14 protein-coding genes and 1 pseudogene are annotated in these 17,293 nt (G+C 35.7%); 6 read left to right on the top strand and 9 right to left on the bottom strand.

The genetic code is table 11. The features are described from left to right. Positions 1 to 432: 432 nt before the first annotated feature. Positions 433 to 2,442, top strand: a complete 2,010-nt coding sequence (locus MSBR3_RS04800) for a M3 family oligoendopeptidase (protein WP_230627811.1) — start codon at positions 433 to 435, stop codon at positions 2,440 to 2,442. A 317-nt stretch (positions 2,443 to 2,759) separates the two neighbouring features. Here the strand turns inward: MSBR3_RS04800 and MSBR3_RS04795 are convergent. The 8 genes and pseudogenes from MSBR3_RS04795 to MSBR3_RS04755 form a co-directional block, all read right to left on the bottom strand. After that, positions 2,760 to 3,098: pseudogene (locus tag MSBR3_RS04795) on the bottom strand (type I restriction endonuclease); the annotation flags it as partial. Beyond that, positions 3,085 to 4,113: a virulence RhuM family protein gene (locus MSBR3_RS04790; protein ID WP_048106793.1), complete on the bottom strand. Its 1,029-nt coding sequence runs from the start codon at positions 4,111 to 4,113 to the stop codon at positions 3,085 to 3,087. The pseudogene MSBR3_RS04795 and the gene MSBR3_RS04790, both read right to left, overlap by 14 nt. Next, a complete protein-coding gene (locus MSBR3_RS04785) occupies positions 4,100 to 4,390 on the bottom strand; it encodes a hypothetical protein (protein WP_196297011.1) in 291 nt (96 codons plus the stop codon). Before MSBR3_RS04785 ends, MSBR3_RS04790 begins: the two co-directional genes overlap by 14 nt. Before the next feature lie 2 nt (positions 4,391 to 4,392). Next, positions 4,393 to 5,034 (bottom strand): anti-phage protein KwaB, encoded by a 642-nt coding sequence (gene kwaB / locus MSBR3_RS04780; RefSeq protein WP_329956832.1) that lies wholly within the window; start codon positions 5,032 to 5,034, stop codon positions 4,393 to 4,395. Positions 5,035 to 5,169: 135 nt separating this feature from the next. After that, complete coding sequence (locus MSBR3_RS04775) at positions 5,170 to 5,730, bottom strand: cysteine hydrolase family protein (protein WP_048110060.1); 561 nt, start codon at positions 5,728 to 5,730, stop codon at positions 5,170 to 5,172. A gap of 569 nt (positions 5,731 to 6,299) precedes the next feature. After that, positions 6,300 to 6,554, bottom strand: coding sequence for a MarR family transcriptional regulator (locus tag MSBR3_RS04770; protein ID WP_048106789.1), 255 nt, complete (start codon positions 6,552 to 6,554; stop codon positions 6,300 to 6,302). A gap of 282 nt (positions 6,555 to 6,836) precedes the next feature. Beyond that, positions 6,837 to 7,076, bottom strand: coding sequence for a hypothetical protein (locus tag MSBR3_RS04765; protein WP_230627807.1), 240 nt, complete (start codon positions 7,074 to 7,076; stop codon positions 6,837 to 6,839). A 564-nt stretch (positions 7,077 to 7,640) separates the two neighbouring features. After that, positions 7,641 to 8,555, bottom strand: coding sequence for a nucleotide-binding protein (locus MSBR3_RS04755; RefSeq protein WP_048110059.1), 915 nt, complete (start codon positions 8,553 to 8,555; stop codon positions 7,641 to 7,643). Positions 8,556 to 9,907: 1,352 nt separating this feature from the next. Here MSBR3_RS04755 and MSBR3_RS04750 point away from each other — a divergent pair. The 4 genes from MSBR3_RS04750 (at position 9,908) to MSBR3_RS04735 (ending at position 15,463) form a co-directional block, all read left to right on the top strand. Further along, positions 9,908 to 12,484: a sensor histidine kinase gene (locus MSBR3_RS04750; RefSeq protein ID WP_048106785.1), complete on the top strand. Its 2,577-nt coding sequence runs from the start codon at positions 9,908 to 9,910 to the stop codon at positions 12,482 to 12,484. A gap of 4 nt (positions 12,485 to 12,488) precedes the next feature. Next, on the top strand, positions 12,489 to 13,127 hold the full coding sequence (locus MSBR3_RS04745; RefSeq protein ID WP_048106784.1) for a response regulator: 639 nt from the start codon (positions 12,489 to 12,491) through the stop codon (positions 13,125 to 13,127). Beyond that, a complete protein-coding gene (locus MSBR3_RS04740) occupies positions 13,120 to 13,713 on the top strand; it encodes an HNH endonuclease (protein ID WP_048110058.1) in 594 nt (197 codons plus the stop codon). Before MSBR3_RS04745 ends, MSBR3_RS04740 begins: the two co-directional genes overlap by 8 nt. A 268-nt stretch (positions 13,714 to 13,981) precedes the next feature. Further along, positions 13,982 to 15,463 carry an Eco57I restriction-modification methylase domain-containing protein gene (locus MSBR3_RS04735; protein ID WP_048106783.1) on the top strand — a complete coding sequence of 494 codons (1,482 nt, stop codon included), beginning with the start codon at positions 13,982 to 13,984 and terminating at the stop codon, positions 15,461 to 15,463. A 751-nt stretch (positions 15,464 to 16,214) separates the two neighbouring features. Here the strand turns inward: MSBR3_RS04735 and MSBR3_RS04730 are convergent. Further along, entirely contained in the window at positions 16,215 to 16,445 is a 231-nt protein-coding gene (locus MSBR3_RS04730) for a tautomerase family protein (protein ID WP_048106781.1), read from the bottom strand. A 235-nt stretch (positions 16,446 to 16,680) separates the two neighbouring features. On the opposite strand from MSBR3_RS04730, the gene MSBR3_RS04725 reads away from it, so the two are divergent. Continuing rightward, positions 16,681 to 17,022: a nucleotidyltransferase family protein gene (locus tag MSBR3_RS04725; RefSeq protein WP_048106780.1), complete on the top strand. Its 342-nt coding sequence runs from the start codon at positions 16,681 to 16,683 to the stop codon at positions 17,020 to 17,022. The last annotated feature ends 271 nt before the right edge of the window (positions 17,023 to 17,293 follow it).

Below are 17,293 nucleotides of genomic sequence, written 5' to 3'. Positions count from 1 at the left end.
AACCTGTTACGCAGACAGGTTTACTACACACTTTTTAGATTTCCAAAAAAATAAGTTGAGTCCGAAATAAAACAACCTATTATCATACTTGTTACAATATAGTAATCAATCCAAAACGAGTACCCTTTTCGTATAAATTAAGTGAAAATCTGAGATCATAGTAATATACGAAGTCAATGAGGTTAATGAAATCAATTGAGGTTAATGAATCAATGAGATCAATGAGATCAATTGAGGTTAATGAAATCAATTGAGATTAATGAAATCAATTGAGATTAATGAAATCAATTGAGACTAATCAACCAATGAGACTAATCAATCAATGAGACTAATCAACCAATGAGACTATGAAACAGTGGTCGTTAAATCAACGCTAATAGAAAGACATTAACATATGGACGTTTTGATATTATATCAGGAGATAGCGGTCGTATGAAATCTAAATCGGTTAAAGGACTTATAGCTTCAGGGATGTTCAGAGGGCCTCTCGCTCTCGGAGCTTTACTGTCTCTTGCAGTTTTTCCGGAAGGCAGGAATTCTGGAAAGCTGGAGAAATCTTATGAAGGCTCAGGAAATAGCACAGGCAGTAGAAATGATGCAGGCAGTGAGTGTACTTCCGAAGTGCTTGATCCAGGTAAGGTTCCGACAGAGTGGAATGATGCATATCTTTTCAGCACTAGGGAGGACGCTTCAAAAGAGCTTGAGAGATTAAAAAAGGGACCACAGGAGATAAGTGAGTCTTTCCGGCCCAAATTTGAAAAATTATCAGGACCTGTTATGCTTGAATACCTGGAAAATGAAAAGGCTTATTCAAAATCACTTGATGTCCTGTATACTTATGCATATACTCAACTCAGTAAAAACGTAAACGAATCATTTCTTATTTCCCTGCTTGGAAATACTCAGGATTTGCTTACGGAATATAAGAAAGCTCAGGCCTTTGCAACCGTAAAATTAACCTCGCTTGAGAAAGATGAATGGGACAGACTCTTTTCCGAAGAACCCGGACTTGAAGCTTACAGAGCCTATCTTGAAGCTAACTACATGAGGTTTATAGAGCACAGGCCAAAGGATGAGACCCAGGCTGCGCATCTTGCAGAGCTTGAAAACCAGCGGATGAAACTGGAAACTGAAGCACTTTCCGAAATCACAAACAAAGTTACAAAGGCAGGAGAGATCACGCTTGAGAACGGAGAGAAATTTTCTGTCAATTCCCAGTCCTACAGTACTTTACTATCAACAGATCCGACTAGGGAAAACAGGAAAAAGTGTTATGATAAGAGGTTCTACCATCTGATTGATGAATCCGATTCCATGGCATCCCTCTATTCCAAAAAAGCCCAGCTTGATGACCTTGTTGCCAGAGAGTTGAACTATACGGACTTCTATGATTACAGTTTGTATAATTTCTATCTTACCCATGCCCAGGTTGATGACATGAATACTGTCTTCAAGCAGAGGAAAGAGGTTTTTGAGGCCTACAATGATTTTCGAAGAAAAAAGCTTGAGCTTGACACTCTCAAACCATATGACCTGATGCTGCAACTGACGGACCATCCTGGCAAGAAATACGCTTACATAGATGCCCTGCAAGAGATTCAGAAATCCTACTCCAGGATGGACCCCAATTTCAAGGAAATCTTCCTAAAAATGGCAACCGGCGGTTTCATAGACGTATACCCTGACCCCGAGCATGGAAAACAGCCTGGAGGCTATTGCACCGATTCCTGTGCCCTAAAAGCTCCACCTCTTATCTTCATGAACTATGACGGCCTTATAAGGGACCAGAAAACTTTAACCCACGAGCTCGGACATGCCGTTAATTTCTACCTCATGGGCAATTCCGTTGACTATCTTTACTGCACAGGTACGATCTATGAAATGGAAATTCCTTCCACTTTCAACGAAGAGCTCTTTGTTGACTACATTGTTGAAAATTCCGATAAGGATACCGCAGTTGCAGTCCTTTCCCAGCAGATCGATGATTACCAGAATTTTTTTACCAGACAGCCCTTGATCACGGAATTTGAATATAAAGCCCACCAGCTCTGTAAAGAAAAAGAAACGGTAAGCGGAGCGGAACTCAATGCTATCTGGACCGACCTTTCTAAAGAGTACAGGAGCAGCTCAGTCGAGTATTACCCTGAAGATTCCGCAGAATGGACTTATATAAACCATATTTACCTGACAAGCAACTACTATACCTTCAACTACGCGGTTTCAAAAGCAATTACTCTCGCCCTCTTTAAACAGTACAGAGGAGACCCCGACGCTTTTAACAAAAAATACATTGCCTATCTCTCAGCAGGCTCGACAATGCCTCCGGAAGAAAAACTCAAGGAATACTTCGGGATCAAAATCGACAGGCAGCTCTTTGAAGATGCGATGGATGTTGTGGAGTTGAGGATTCAGGAATTGTATAAGCTGGCAAGGGAAGAATGATTTTGAAGGGGATTTGGGGGGAAAAATTCTTGAAAAAAAGGATTATCTGGGTACGAGGAAGCTTACAGGAAACTTATAACGGAAAAGCAGAAAAAAGCTCAATAAGCAGAAATTGAGAGCTTTCCAATCAATTTGAAGAGGATACAGTAAATGCTTAAAAAGAAAATATGCCATCAAGGACTTTGTTTTACAAAAATAAGCAGTACCAATGTGAATGCATGGGAATTATTCTTCATTACTAAAGTACTTTCCATTTGATAGATTAAACACCCTTTGTTATTTCATCTGCAATTAATTCCGCCTGCTTAAGCACTGTTCAGATCTCCCCTGTCTGCCCCGTCTTTTCGGTAGCTTACGTTTATACCCTCCGTAAGCATCCTGTGAAACGCTTCGTTGTTAGATATCAGTTCAGGAGAGTTCAGGCGTTGAACCTGCCTGATAGCATCTTCCCTTGCATCTGCCGGAATGTCGGGATTTATCCTGCCAATGGCTTTTCGCAGGCGCTCTAACAATATTACATCCTCAAATCTATCCCGTTCAGGAGTATCGCTATCCGGGGCAATGTCAGGGGCATAGATGTACTGGTAACCCTGGTGCTCGAGGAGTTCGATGGCGAATTTTTCTATTTCGGACTCGGTGATTTTAGTTGTAGTCATCCGTATTCTCCCTGATTCGCCGTACTTCTTTGTCAAAATCGGAGATGTAATTTTTGTCCTGAATTTTCCTGAATGTTTCATATTCCCTTGCAGCCAGGTCAAGAGCAACTTCGTGGCTGATCTTTCCGGCATCGGTGAGGATTTCGTATTCGCTGAACTTCAGGAAAGCATCCAGTTTTTCAATCCAGTCCTTCGTATACATCGGCTTATTGCGAATAGCCTGTAATTCCGCATAATCGATGTACATGTTGACTATGCGGTTCAAATGGTCAAGTTCTGTTTTATCCAGGTAATTTTTTGCTATGGTAACGTCACGCGGCATGATTTTGCCGTCGGACCCTTTTCGCCATGACGTCAGCTCCATGTTCTGCTTATCGCTTCTGGCCCGTGTGATTATGATTTCTGCGGCAGTCTGTCCGGTAATGGCAAAGTGGAGCTTGTTCTGTACCGTGGCGAAGAATTTGCGCGTGTCCTCCGTCTTTGGCGAATAGTCAATAGCAGTGGCGTAAATATCGGTTATCTTCTGGTACATCATCCGCTCACTGGAACGGATATCCCGAATCTCTTCGAGCAGGTCGTCGAAATATCGTGTACTGAACCGGGAACCATACTTGAAACGGTCGCTGTCTATGGCAAAACCTTTGTGGATATATTGCTGGAGGATGGAAGTTGCCCATTGCCTGAACTCTATGCCGCGTTCCGAGTTTACCCTGTACCCCACCGCGATGATGGCTTCGAGGGAATAGCACTTTACCGTACGGGTTACCTTGCGTTCCCCCTCTGTCTGAACTACCGAGAAATCCTCGGTAGTTGCAGCTTCATCAAGTTCTTTATCTTTGTAGATATTTTTAAGGTGCAGAGAGATATTGTCTGCGCTGCATCCGAATAACTCTGCCATCCGCTTTTGAGGCAGCCAGACGTTTTCATTGGCATAGAGCACCTCAATGTTGATGTCCCCTTCAGGTGTCTGATAGACCGTAATCTGGTTGTCGGGCAGTTTCTTAGTTGTAGTCATCCGTACTCTCCCTGATTTGCCGTATCATTCTCGCGGAATATGCAAAGTGCATTTTTTGCACATTGCTTTCTTCATCCAGTTCCCCACTGCTGAAAATGTTCTGAGTATGTTTGGTAATAACACTCCTGTCTTTACCGAAAAGTTCCCCCATAGCCTTCTGGGTGAGCCAGACAGTTCCATCCTTCAGTACAACATCTACCTTTACTTTCCCATCATTTGAAGTGTAAAGGATGAAATCCGACTGGTTGCTGGAAAGGTGGTTTTTATTCGCGGTCATGTTTAAACATTATTCTTAGCAAGTGTTTCATATTCTTCTTGTGTCAATTCTGATTTTAAAAAATCATCATCTAACAGTTTAATAAAGAAATTACAATGATTATTTGTCTTTAATTTAAATTTAGTCTTGTCTTCATTTGTTTCAATATTATCTTTTAGTTTAGGATTGCTTGAAACAAATGAAATTAACTGTTCGTTAGGAATTTTCTTTTTGATTACTATTGATGAAGACATAACTTTTATGAACTTACTGGCATGTGAAGGATTACTTACAAGATAGGAAAATAACTTGTCCTCACCTTCAATTATCTTGACTTTTGTTATCTCTTCAAAGTAACTCGTAGCTCTTTCTAGTATTACATCGGTAAATTGGTAAAACTTCTCCAAAATCTCATAGTTTAGAATGTAGTATTTATCATTGTATTGCAAAATATCAAATTTACCTGCGATTTGTACTAATTCATCATCAAACTTTTCTAACTGATGATCTGATTTTACTAGTTTTATTACTTTGCTATGTCTAATTAAATTAACAGGATAAAATTTAGTATACAAATATATGCCATGTTCAGAATTACTGATTTTAACAATAATTGCATATATAGTCACGAGGCTAAATAATGCAACTGCCCAATGAGATACAATAAAGTTTTTTGTTGCAACAATTACAGGCGTAACTATAGATACTAAAAAGAGAATAATAGAGTGTGACTTCCGTTAACATATCCAATTATGTTAATAGAAAACCAGAAATTTTTCCCTGTAGAAAACCTGATGTATTTAACTATACCTTTCCTCAAGCACATCCCTGATCGTCTTTACAGTCATAGCTCCTGGAGTTCCTTTCATATTATGAGGTGGCCAGTCTCCTGATTTTATTTCTTCGGAATTTTCATTGTGTTCGTCTTCGAGGAGCAGGATAACCTTTATGTCATCAGGAATATCGTCAACCATTTTTGCTCCGCATTCCGTAAGTTCGCTAAAGGCTTCTCTACCTTTTTCTTCATCAAAAGGAGCTGTACAACCTTTTACGATGTTTGTTCGAAAACCTCTTTCAAGGAAACCAAGGCTATTAATATATATGCAGACTTCCTCAACCAGGCCTGTAATGAATACTTCATCGATTCCGAGCTCTGCTGCTTTCAGTTCGAGTTCCGGGTTCATAAAGGCATTGAGGTGATCTTTCGGAATTCTGATGACACTAACTGTTCCCCCTTTTACTACCTTTATTATTAGCCTGGCTATTTTGTCAACAATTTCCTTTGCCATAGGGGCTACAAGTTTTCCCTCATATAACGTTCCTGCATATTCGTAGGTCTCATACACGAAATCGTTAGTCATATCTATAATAACCAGAGCTTTCAAAGTTTCACCATTCCTCTTTGGTTCCGTTCTATATTTTCTTTTATCTATTTTACTTTTAATTTATTATATAAATTAGCATAAACCTGTACCTGGTTGTTTCATTTTAAGCTGTTTTTAATCTGGTTTGGTAAAACTTAGAAAATTCTCCAGCAGCTCTGATCCAGCAGCTCTGAAACTGATTGAGGCTTAAATTGCAGACTGGAAATTCAGGAATGTGCTATATAACAAAATAAAGGTGTTTATTATTGAGCTTATCCAAAACAAGTTTTGTTTGCAACGTTAAGAGTTTTTAAGAGCTGGCTTTGTGGTCGTGAATTTTTACTCACCAGTAGAATACTTGAGATTTATATTTGAGATTTATATTTGAGATTTTGAATTAGAGATTTTGAGATTCAGAAAAGAGATTTTGAATTAGAGATTAGCTCTTAAAATTACTTATTAATTTTAGTTATCTAAAAAAACAATTGAGGTTATGTACCTCAAAAATCAAAAATTTGGATATAAAATAAAGTTTGATTCAGTTACACAGAAAAGCATTTTTTAATTCATACTGCAAGAATCTGATTTGAAGGTTTTTTTATTTCGTAAAGGCTCTGACGTGAGTCAATGAAATAAAAACGTTCCATTAAAATTTTTTCTTCCTTTAGCCTGTTTATTGCATATCTTACTGTGCGTGAAGGAAGTATTGTTTCACGAATTATGTCTTTCTGTGTCATCTGCCCTTTAGCCTCAAGGGTTTTAAATACCAGCTTTGCAGACGGAGGCAGTTTCTCAAGTTTTTCGTAATTAAACTCATTCACATTGTCATTTATAGATCCATTTTCAACAAAAACGATCCCTCATAGTGAATCACCATTTTCATAGAAGGGTTCTTTGTTCTTAAACCTTTTGGCCCAAATTCCAATCTTATGTACAAAACGGATATTGTATTACCCAATTTTCCAAAATTAGCCATTTTAAATTTAAATAATTTCACAATTGTGCCATCCAGTATCTCAACTGTAGAATGCCCGGAAAATCGAGCTTACTTTCCTTTTTAACAAGGGAAAAGCCTGGAAGCGAAAAATTAACTAAGACGAGTGTTAGCTAATAACAATCAGCTCAAATGTTCCATCCATACATGAGACTGCAAAGTCATGGAAATGCTTCATATTGTCAGACATCTCTTCATAAATCGAATGGGAAATGTATATTTTCATATGCGGTTTTTTGTCAGGATCTTTTTTAAGCTCAAGGTAAAGCTCCTTGAAAATTTCAATTAGAGTCTTCAGGTTAATGCGTCTGATTATTCTAATATGGCCTATCCCCTCCGAATCAATCATAATTCGATAACTTTTGTTTTGCTTTAGATTTCGCTCACTTAATCCCATTATTTCTACCGCAAGATGTGATTTTTAATTTATATACAACTTCACAATTGTGAACCATATATGTTTGATGCGAGTTTAATGTAAGTTTGATGTTCACAATTGTGAACATATTAATTCATGTGATATAAAAGTGTTTTGTCCACCTGACTGGATAAATTACTGGACAACTCTCGATGAATTCTTTGAAAGAAACGGTTGTCCCTCGCAAAAGACGGGTAAGAAAAAGGAACGATATACTCCAACCCCCTGATTAGGAGTAAGTTTATCGAGTTAAAACTGCAGGTTCGAAAACTCCTGCTATATGAGTAATTTACAACAGGAGCTTGAGATTTATTATTTAATTCGACATTTATATAATCAAGAATTTGGGATACAAATTTTAGACTTTGCAGAAATCCTGTGGTTGGAAGAGCCTCAATTACCTGTTATTCAAGAAGTGAGCTGGATTTCAATAACTGTATCTGCTCAGTTTCTGTCGATTTGAAGAAATCTCTACAAAGCCGAATTTAAAGTATCTCATGCTTCCGAACTTATTGGCGTTCCTTCTTCAACGCTACTGTTTTTCACTTTTCCTTCATGTCCACTTACCTGTTCCCGTTCCTTGAGGAGTATATCAGACCAGCTTTCTGCCCAGGTTTTGAGTTCTTCGGACTCAAGAGGAGCAGGAACATATTTCTTATTGTTATTCAAAATGCCTCTTGCAAGTTCTCTATATATCTCAGCCTGCTCGGAATCAGGTGCATGTTCAACTACAGTCTGTCCTCTGAGTTCACTCCTTGTAACATCAAGTGAACGGGGTACATACCCTGCGATTGTTGTTTTTGTCTGACTCGCAAAGTCATTTATTATCTCTTTTTGAATAGGCTGGTTCATTGAATTTGCAATTATTCCGCTGAAAAGGGCACCGCCGTTGTTTGCGTATTTCCTTATACCTTTGAAGAGATTATTTGCTGCATAGATTGCCATGAAATCCGAGGATGCAACAGTGTATACCTGTTCTGCAACACCTTCACGGATAGGGATTGAGAATCCTCCACAGACAACGTCTCCAAGCACGTCATAAATTACAACATCAGGGTTAAATTCCTCAAAGACGTTTTTTTGCCTTAAAAGTTCGATTGCAGTAATAATACCTCTGCCAGCGCAGCCTACACCAGGCTCAGGACCGCCTGCTTCCACACAGAGGATTCCATTGAACCCCTCATAGACGATGTCGCTAATCTCAACCCTTTTTCCACTTCTCATAGCATCAAGAACGGAAGGAATAGATTTGCCTCCTCTCAGGTTATTTGTGGAGTCGCTCTTAGGGTCACAGCCAATTTGCATTACAGTAAGACCCAGGTCAGAAAGAGCCGCTGAAAGATTTGATGAGGTAGTTGATTTCCCGATACCGCCTTTTCCATATATTGCGATGTTTCTTGCTTTTGTCATTTCATCACCATACAGGGAAACAAACATATCCGATTTATAAGCTCATACTTCAGCAATAATTGACATGGAAATTCTGTTTTTCTTAATTTTGCGGCAAAAATCTCTGCTATTTCTCAATTATGCTTAATTTAAGTCAGGTCATTCATTTAGAGTTGTCAAAAACACAACTGCTAATTCAAATAAAAATGAAAAACACAACCAGCAGCAGTAGACCATGTCGCAGTAAAATATACGGAAACATTGTCTTAGGATAGAATACAAAAACGGATCAATGTAATGGATGTCTATATGCGAGATATTGATAAGCATGAAATACGATATTCGGTACATTAAATGCTAAAGCTCCGGCAGAGATATTGTTTTATGTATGTACGGATAATTCATATAGTAATATATTAGAGGTGTTTTGAATGTGTTGTTCCTATCTTATAACAGTGAACCCCAATTCCAGTAATGAATTCTATACATGCGACGTTGCTCCAAAAAAGGGTAAGTTACCTGCCGAAGTGATATCGAAGTACTGCAAAGGTGAATACGAAAATTGTCAAAGATTTATGTACCGTTCATGTTTGATGAAGTAATAAAAAGGTTCAGACTCCTATAGTCCTTAACCTGACTGTTTTTCTGTTTTTGCTTCTTTTCTTATTTCTTGTGAAGCGCCTTTTAATATGCTTTAATATCTTCAGGCGTGTTTTTAGAGGGAATAGTTCGAATTATGGTTTGTCTTGCGATGTGCTTAGTTCTCAAAGAGCAGACTAAAATGTCCTTCCATGCAAGGCTTGTCCAGCCAGATCAAAAGCGATGTACTTAAGATGATTTTATGCAGGTTCTCATGGGTTCGAATCCTATCCCTCGCACTAGATATTTGGGTAATAGGGATCTCAAAAAACGCAACGCTGTCTTGCGAGAATAATACACAATCATTTTTTTCTTCTAAAATCGCCCTATCCAAGAATATTATCTTTATATTTATGTAAAATTCATGCAAAAGTCTATTTTATCAATATTTATATTAGTTGTTTAATACTATTATCCAAAAATTACTTCACTTTATTAATTTCCTTTTATGCAGTAAAATATGTATACAAGTGACTCGCTATTTTACTACAACTTTGAATTTTTTTCATTTTACATGGTCATCATACAGTACAAAAATAAAATTGGAAATTACTCAATGTTTAACCTTTTGAGTCACCTACTGTTGTATCGTGTATTGAACTTTTAAATGGTTTTGAACACACTAAATCATTTCAAGATATAACCGTAAACTGTTTATACTAACTATGTAAGTGGATTCTTTTCACAAAATTTCAAAGAATTTAAATATAGAAGTTCGCATATTTTTTGTCTAAATGACAAGAATACCATTTAAAGTTTCGGCAAGAACTGCAAGACTAATAGGTAGAGAGAATGTTGCAAATGCAGAAGGGGCAATAATTGAGCTTGTAAAAAATTGTTATGACGCTGATGCTTATAACTGCATTTTATTCTTTGATAATAAATATCATTTACCGCCTTCAATTCTTGCAAAGGAAGAATATTTAATACTTAGTGGATTTTCTGACTCAATAGATTTGTTTTACACACAAGATATTAATGGGAATTACTTACTAAATGATAATTCTTATAAAGATACTGAAAAACTTAATTCTTTTTTTTCAAATTTCTGTCATCTATACATAATCGACAACGGGTCTGGAATGACAGAGAAAGTAATCCAAGATCATTGGATGACCATAGGAACTGATAACAAAAATACTCAGTATGAAACTAAAAATGGACGCATAAAAACTGGCGAAAAAGGAATTGGAAGATTTGCGCTTGATAGGCTGGGCAAGAGCTGTGAAATTTATACGTTGCCTGAACAAGAGAAGGAAGGTTTCTTGTGGCAAGTGAATTGGTCAGACTTTGAAAGCCCTGGGTTAACAATAGATAAAGTTGAAGCAGAATTAACACCTGTAGAAAACTTAGATCTGAAAGAAAAGATAATAGATTTAACACAAAATTATGAACCATTATCTAAAGTTTTAAATGATATTAATTTCAAAAGCGGAACAATAATAAAAATAAACAAATTAACGGATGAATGGGATGAACATCTAGTTGAGAGAATATTTAAAAGCTTAGAGATTCTCGTGCCTCCCAAAGAAATTCCGATTTTTTCAATCTATCTATTTAGTTCTCTTCAAGAAAACGAATATGGTGAAATTTCATCAGAGTTCTGTGACGATTTTGACTATAAGGTATTTGCACGGCACCTAGATGACCATTCAAAGACAGTGATTTTGGAAATAGAGCGTAATGAACTAGATGTCGATTTAATAGAGAAGGAATATATTGGTGTTTTTAAACAAGAAGGGATGAAGAAATCTCCTTATGACTTTAAAACACTGAAAGAAAAAAAATTCACTATTGAAACAACTCTAGCTAAACTTGTGCCCGGGTTTAAAGATAATGATGCAAAACGCATTCTTGATAAGATTGGAGAATTCTCATTCACATTCTATTTCTTAAAAAATGTGTCTTCTGCTGAAGATTCTAGATATCCATACAAGTCTTTCTCTAGCGCTTCAAGAAAGCAATGGTTAAATAAATTTGGTGGAGTGAAAATTTTTAGAGACGGATTTTTAGTACGCCCTTATGGATTAGGCAAAAATGATTGGCTTGGATTAGGAGAACGAGCGGGGATAAGTCCAGGGGGTGCGGGTCAAAAACGGACAGGTTGGAGAATACGTCCCAATCAAATTTCGGGTTCCATTAGTATTTCTAGAGTGGCAAATTCAAGTTTCCAAGATAAATCAGGCAGAGAAGGGATACAAGAAAATGATGCTTTCAATCTATTTAAAAATATAATAATTGGGATTATAGAGGAATTTGAAGATGATAGAATCAACATAATGTACTCTTTCAATCAATTTCATTCGCTAAGAAATGACAAAGAGAGTACAAAAGAGAAAGCTGAGGAGTTTGCAAGCAAAAGGATAGAAATAAAAAAAATTAAACAGATAAGTCGAAAATATTTCCCCGATTCAGATACCGACGCTTCAAAAGGTATCTCTATAGTCCCTAAAGCTCTTAAAGGGAATGAATTTGTAAAACTAGAAAAAGAAGCTGAAGTCCTCGCGGAAGGTTATGAGATTCAAAAACAGGAGCTGGAAGAAAAGGAAGAAGAATTACGTCTTATTAGAAGTCTTGCAAGTTCAGGATTAATCGTCGCCACATTTACACATGAATTAAAGCACATTAGAACTCAATTCGGAAAGAGAACTACTTATTTGAGGAAATACTTACACGAACAGTTAGAAACCTCTAAATTAGAAGGCCTACCAGCACATGAGAATCCGTTCATTCTAATAGATAAGATAGAAGAGCAAGACAATAAGTTGATTAAGTGGATAAACTTCTCAATTTTAATGATAAAAAAGGATAGAAGGAAGCGTAGAGATATAGATATCAATGAATATTTTATTGCTTTTAAAAAAACGTGGTGGAGTTTTCTTTTAGATCGTAAGGTAACATTAAATCTAGATCCTCAAGTAGAAAAATGTTCATTAAAAGCTTATGATATCGATTTCGATAGTATATTCTCAAATTTAATTGTCAATTCAGTAGAAGCATTTCAAAGAGAAGGCTCTTCAAAAGAGAGGATTATAGAAATTAAGTGGGAAGTTATCGATAAATCAGTCACTGTTCTATATAAAGATACAGGATGCGGGCTCTCTCAGGATTACAGAGATAATCCTGAGATTATTTTCAAGGCCTTTGAGACTACAAAAAAAGATCGTTCTGGAAATGTAATTGGCACAGGGCTAGGTATGTGGTTGGTAAAAAACATCGTTGATGAATACTCCGGAAATATAAAAATTCTGAAACCAGAATCTGGCTTTATGCTTCAAATAGTGTTTCCCCTATCAAAGCAAAAAAAGTGATTATATGGCTGAATACAAAAAGTATAAAGTTGGTTACATCGATGAAAGCGAGGACGATGTTATTTTATTCCAGCAACAGTTTTCAGATTATTTTGATATAGAAATTCTACCAATTGATAGTTCCACAACAATGGAAGATGTAATTAGCTGGATATATACAACTCATTTAGATATAATTGTAGTCGACTACAGGTTAAAAGAAAATCTTGAAATAGACTTTAATGGTAACGAAATTCTTGAGACTTTAAACAGGCAACGTCTTAATTTTCCAATGTACATGATTACTGCCCATGAAGACGAAGCCATTTCTGAATCCGATGAATCATTAGATGACCTTATTTTTGATAAAGAGTTGGTTTCTAACAATCTTGATATTATGGTTACCAGGATAGAAAATAAAATAAAAAAATACAAGTTTGAATTAGAACAGAAAGAAAAAAGACATAGAGAACTTTCTCTCAAGAATGAATTAACTATTAAAGAGGAAGAAGAACTTTTAAGACTTGATTATTTTCTGGAAGAGACAACAAGCAAATTGGGTGTTACTCCAATAACTTTAAAAGATACAAAAAGCTTAAAAAAATTATGCGAATTAATAGAAAAGGTGGACAAAATAATTGAAAAACTTGAAAGAAATGAATGATTTCAGAAATGTTCAACCTCAAAGAAGACCTAGCCCTAGACATGTTTCAAAATACAGACTTTATAAAGAAGATTTGAGGCAAGATTTCAAAAAATGCTGCGGATATTGTGGAGATGAAGAGTGTTGGGGAGGAGGAAAAAGAGTATTTCATATTGATCATTTCGTACCTCGAAAGATTCTAGTTAACATTTCAGAAGAAAGTTACAATAATTTAGTTTATTCATGCTTTTACTGTAATAATAAAAAGAGGGCAGATTGGCCAACAGGAAATGAAAATGTCCATAATGATGGTATTAAAGGATACATTGATCCATGCGACCCTACATATGGACAGCAATTTATGAGAAACGACTTAGGAGAAATTATTCCTCTTACACCTTTAGGCAACTATATGTACAGTAGGCTCGGTTTAAGTCTGAGAAGGCACCCGCTAATATGGAATCTCTGTCGCTTGGAAAAAAGAATCGTAAAATTAAAAGAACTTCACAAAATTGGAAAATTGAATGAAAATACCAAAGAATTTTTGGAAGTACTGATTGAGTATACTGAATATATTGAGGAATTAAAAAACGAACAGTCGAAATAACTAGGCAGAATTGAAAGTGAAATGCCATAAAGTCGGTAATTAAATATTCAACCACTTAAAACATTCTCAGATTAAGGGTTCTCTTGTTTTAATAATAGAGAATGAATGGACATGAGTCAAATAAATCTTTTAATAAGAGACTTTATAAATAATACTATAAATAGAAGTTATTTTATTTGAGCTAGATAAACTAGATAGTGTCATAATATCTGTTATCTGTTTTTAAAAAAGTACTCCTTCTGATTAAAAAACTACTTTGGTGAACCTGATGGAAATGCCACGAAAAAAAGAAAACTGCAGTTTGTTAGATTACTCTGTTGAGTTAAGTGATTCTTTTCGTAAAATCTATTCGGTTGAGAAGAGAAAAGAAAAAGGTCAGTTTTTCACTAACAAAAAAGTAGCTTCTTTTATGGCAAGTTTATTAGATTTGAGACATGCTGAAATAAAATTACTTGATCCTGGGGCTGGAACAGGTATATTATCGGCAGCAATATGTGATAGAATTATTCTAGAGTCCAAAAATAAACTTAATTTAACAATTGATTGTTATGAACAAGATTCAGAGGTAGTACCTTATTTAGAATGTTTAATGTCAGAATGCAAAAATGTGTTTGAAAAGCATGGTCATGAATTGAGTTTTAACATCTATGAATCCAATTTTATTCTGGATAATGCTAATCACTATAAAAGGAAATATGATTTAGCTATTTCTAATCCTCCTTACTATAAGCTGAGAAAAGATTCAGCTGAAAGTTTAGCTGTTGATCATCTGAAGCTAGATTCTCCAAATATATATTCGCTATTTATGCTTATTGTGGCAAAAATGCTTAAGAAAAACGGAGAAATGATATTTATTGTTCCAAGAAGCTTCTGCTCTGGACTTCATTTTAAGAAAACAAGAAGATGGCTTGTGGAGAATTTACATTTTGAGAATATTCATCTATTTAAATCAAGAACTAATATATTTGACGACAATGAAGTTCATCAGGAAAATATTATTTTTAAAGCTATAAAAAAATTTCCCGGTGAACGTGGCACAGTTGTGAGTTCTAGTTACAGCAAAGAATTTGAGGATTTCTTTAAGATTGAAGCAACATTCTCAGATATTATTTTTTCGAAAAATGGGGAAAATTACATTAGAATTCCTACGTCAGAAAAAGATCTAAAAATAATTCGCATAGTAGATTCTTGGGAACATAAGCTGGAAGACTTTGGAATGACGGTCTCAACTGGAAAGGTAGTAGATTTCAGAACAAAGGAAAATTTGCGAGAGGACTATTCTGAAAAAGATTGCGTTCCATTAATATGGTTACAAAATCTAGAGAAAAATGGTGTTAACTTAAATCCCGAGAATTTCAATAAAAAAAGAGGCATTAATGTAAATAAAAAAACTTCCAGGGTTCTTATTCCCGTTAAAAATTACGTTTTAATGAAACGATTGACTTCTAAATGTTCTAAAAAAAGAATATTTGCAGCCCCTTTTCTACGGAAAGAGTTTAAAAACTTTAAGTTAGTTGGTTTTGAAAATCATCTTAACTATATATGTGGTATCAACCGTGATTTAGATGTCAATGAAGTAAATTGTCTATGTGCTTTTTTAACTTCAGATATTGTTGATGAGTATTTTCGAATAATTAATGGAAGCACTCAGGTGAATGCTTCAGAATTGCTAAAAATGCCCCTGCCTAAGTATGATCTTATGTATAAATTAGCTAATGTCCGTAATCTAGATGAAGTACAAGATATGTAGTCAAGTAAGTTTACAGTTCATTCCACAAAGAGGGTTTTTGTAAAAAACATTTAATTTTTTCTTTTCTTTAATCCCTAACCTCTAGCTTGATCCCAGTTTGAAATATATCTTCTAAATCTTAGAAACTTAGCCTCTAATCTTAGAACTTAAACTTTTTCTTAAATCTTAACCTTACCTCCAGAAACTAAGTTTTCCCAAGCCTTAACCCTCTCCAAAACATGGCTGTTGAGCGTGAAGGACTTATCACTTTTGGCGTTTTGTTTCGTATAGTGTAAAGTCTCCCCTTAGAAAACCCTAACTTTTTCCAATCAGCATAAGAAACACTCAGAATCTTTTGCCTAATTTCTAGAGAGTCAATTCTATGAAGATCAAATTTAGAATTAACAAAATCAAGTTTTTCAGCTCCTTCTGTCAGATAATGGCTAACTCCCTGGTTTTTAGAAGTGAAATAGACTCCTGGTTAGTCTGTAAAAAGCCGATATAAAAAATGGTAAAATAAATCATATAGACCAGCTTTCTAGAAAACTTATCTAAATCAGCTTCAAGAGACTAAAATAAATAAACAAAAACATACCAGGCTGTTCAGTTTAACCAGTTAATTGCTCATAACAACATTAGACAATACTTTCACTCCGCTTTCTAAAGCGTTTTATTCTCTGAGGATATTAACAGTAATTGTGCATAGGAACGGTGAGATCGCTAGCAGACATCAAATCCTGCCAGCTAATCTCCGTTTTTTCCTTAGTATGGCTTAGGGCTTCTTTGAAGTACCTGCTTGTATGGCCCTTACTTCCTCCAATCCAATTGCCTGTCCACCTACTCCCCAGCTTCCGCTTTTTACTTCCTGGACTACTACTAATGTATAGCTACGGAGGTCTTCTCCCATGAACGAGACTACAACGTCTGTTACGTCCTTGATAAGCTTCTTGATCTCTTCCTCGGAGAATACACCTTCAATGAGTTTGATATCAACAAGTGGCATTTCTTCTACCTCTGTATATACAGTTTAGACTTTTAGCCAACGTTTTTATTCAATTAATTATATAATATTTCTTTCTATAAATACACTATTTATAAGGAGAATCAAAGAGTGTTTCTCAAGGGTTATTGATCTTATAGCAACTAGTAAATTGAGCCTTACTTTTAAATACGGAACACAAAAATATATTACAGGATTAATTTCGAGTAATAGCTTAAACTCAAGCCTATGAGGACACATGACAGTCAATACCGTCATTAAACCAAGCGACAAAAAAGCAAAGGATGCAGCATCTTTCTCGAAAATTCTCAGGCAGCATCTTCCGAGACTTACACAGGAGTATAATATCAGCTATATCAGCTATCTGGGGATTTTTGGTTCTTACATTCGGAGTGAACAAAAAGAGGATAGTGATCTCGATATTCTTGTAGAATTCTCTAAAGAGCCTGATCTCCTTGAATTCATTGGGCTCAAACAGGAGCTTTCAGAAATCCTCGGTGTAGAAGTAGATCTTGTCATGAAAAACGCTTTAAAACCGAGGATAGGGAAAAGAATTCTTGAAGAGATCGTGCAGATATGATTAAGCGTGATGCAGGAGATCATTTGCAGGATATCCTTGAAACAACAGAGCAGAATTCTGCTTAAAAATGCTCATTTTCGTTTGTTTTATCGCTTTTTACTATTTTTTCAAGCCTCTTTTTTCTTATCTCTTTTTTCTTATCTCTTTTTTCTTATCTCTTTTTTCTTATCTCTTTTTTCTTATCTCTATGATATCTCTTTCTCCTTTTTTTACAGGGCCGCCAGACTAGCTGGCGGAGGCGTTCTATATTAGCTATGAATTAAAGTAGGTT

This window comes from Methanosarcina barkeri 3 (genome assembly GCF_000970305.1).
Classification (GTDB): Archaea; Halobacteriota; Methanosarcinia; order Methanosarcinales; family Methanosarcinaceae; genus Methanosarcina; species Methanosarcina barkeri_A.
This window is presented reverse-complemented; position numbering and strand designations above follow the sequence as displayed.

Excerpts from the sequence above, each read along its gene's own strand:
- MSBR3_RS04800 (WP_230627811.1), top strand. The coding sequence starts at position 433 with ATGAAATCTAAATCGGTTAAAGGACTTATAGCTTCAGGGATGTTCAGA.
- MSBR3_RS04790 (WP_048106793.1), bottom strand. The coding sequence starts at position 4,113 with ATGACTACAACTAAGAAACTGCCCGACAACCAGATTACGGTCTATCAG.
- MSBR3_RS04785 (WP_196297011.1), bottom strand. The coding sequence starts at position 4,390 with ATGACCGCGAATAAAAACCACCTTTCCAGCAACCAGTCGGATTTCATC.
- MSBR3_RS04775 (WP_048110060.1), bottom strand. The coding sequence starts at position 5,730 with ATGACTAACGATTTCGTGTATGAGACCTACGAATATGCAGGAACGTTA.
- MSBR3_RS04765 (WP_230627807.1), bottom strand. The coding sequence starts at position 7,076 with ATGATTGATTCGGAGGGGATAGGCCATATTAGAATAATCAGACGCATT.
- MSBR3_RS04755 (WP_048110059.1), bottom strand. The coding sequence starts at position 8,555 with ATGACAAAAGCAAGAAACATCGCAATATATGGAAAAGGCGGTATCGGG.
- MSBR3_RS04750 (WP_048106785.1), top strand. The coding sequence starts at position 9,908 with ATGACAAGAATACCATTTAAAGTTTCGGCAAGAACTGCAAGACTAATA.
- MSBR3_RS04745 (WP_048106784.1), top strand. The coding sequence starts at position 12,489 with ATGGCTGAATACAAAAAGTATAAAGTTGGTTACATCGATGAAAGCGAG.
- MSBR3_RS04740 (WP_048110058.1), top strand. The coding sequence starts at position 13,120 with ATGAATGATTTCAGAAATGTTCAACCTCAAAGAAGACCTAGCCCTAGA.
- MSBR3_RS04735 (WP_048106783.1), top strand. The coding sequence starts at position 13,982 with ATGGAAATGCCACGAAAAAAAGAAAACTGCAGTTTGTTAGATTACTCT.
- MSBR3_RS04730 (WP_048106781.1), bottom strand. The coding sequence starts at position 16,445 with ATGCCACTTGTTGATATCAAACTCATTGAAGGTGTATTCTCCGAGGAA.
- MSBR3_RS04725 (WP_048106780.1), top strand. The coding sequence starts at position 16,681 with ATGACAGTCAATACCGTCATTAAACCAAGCGACAAAAAAGCAAAGGAT.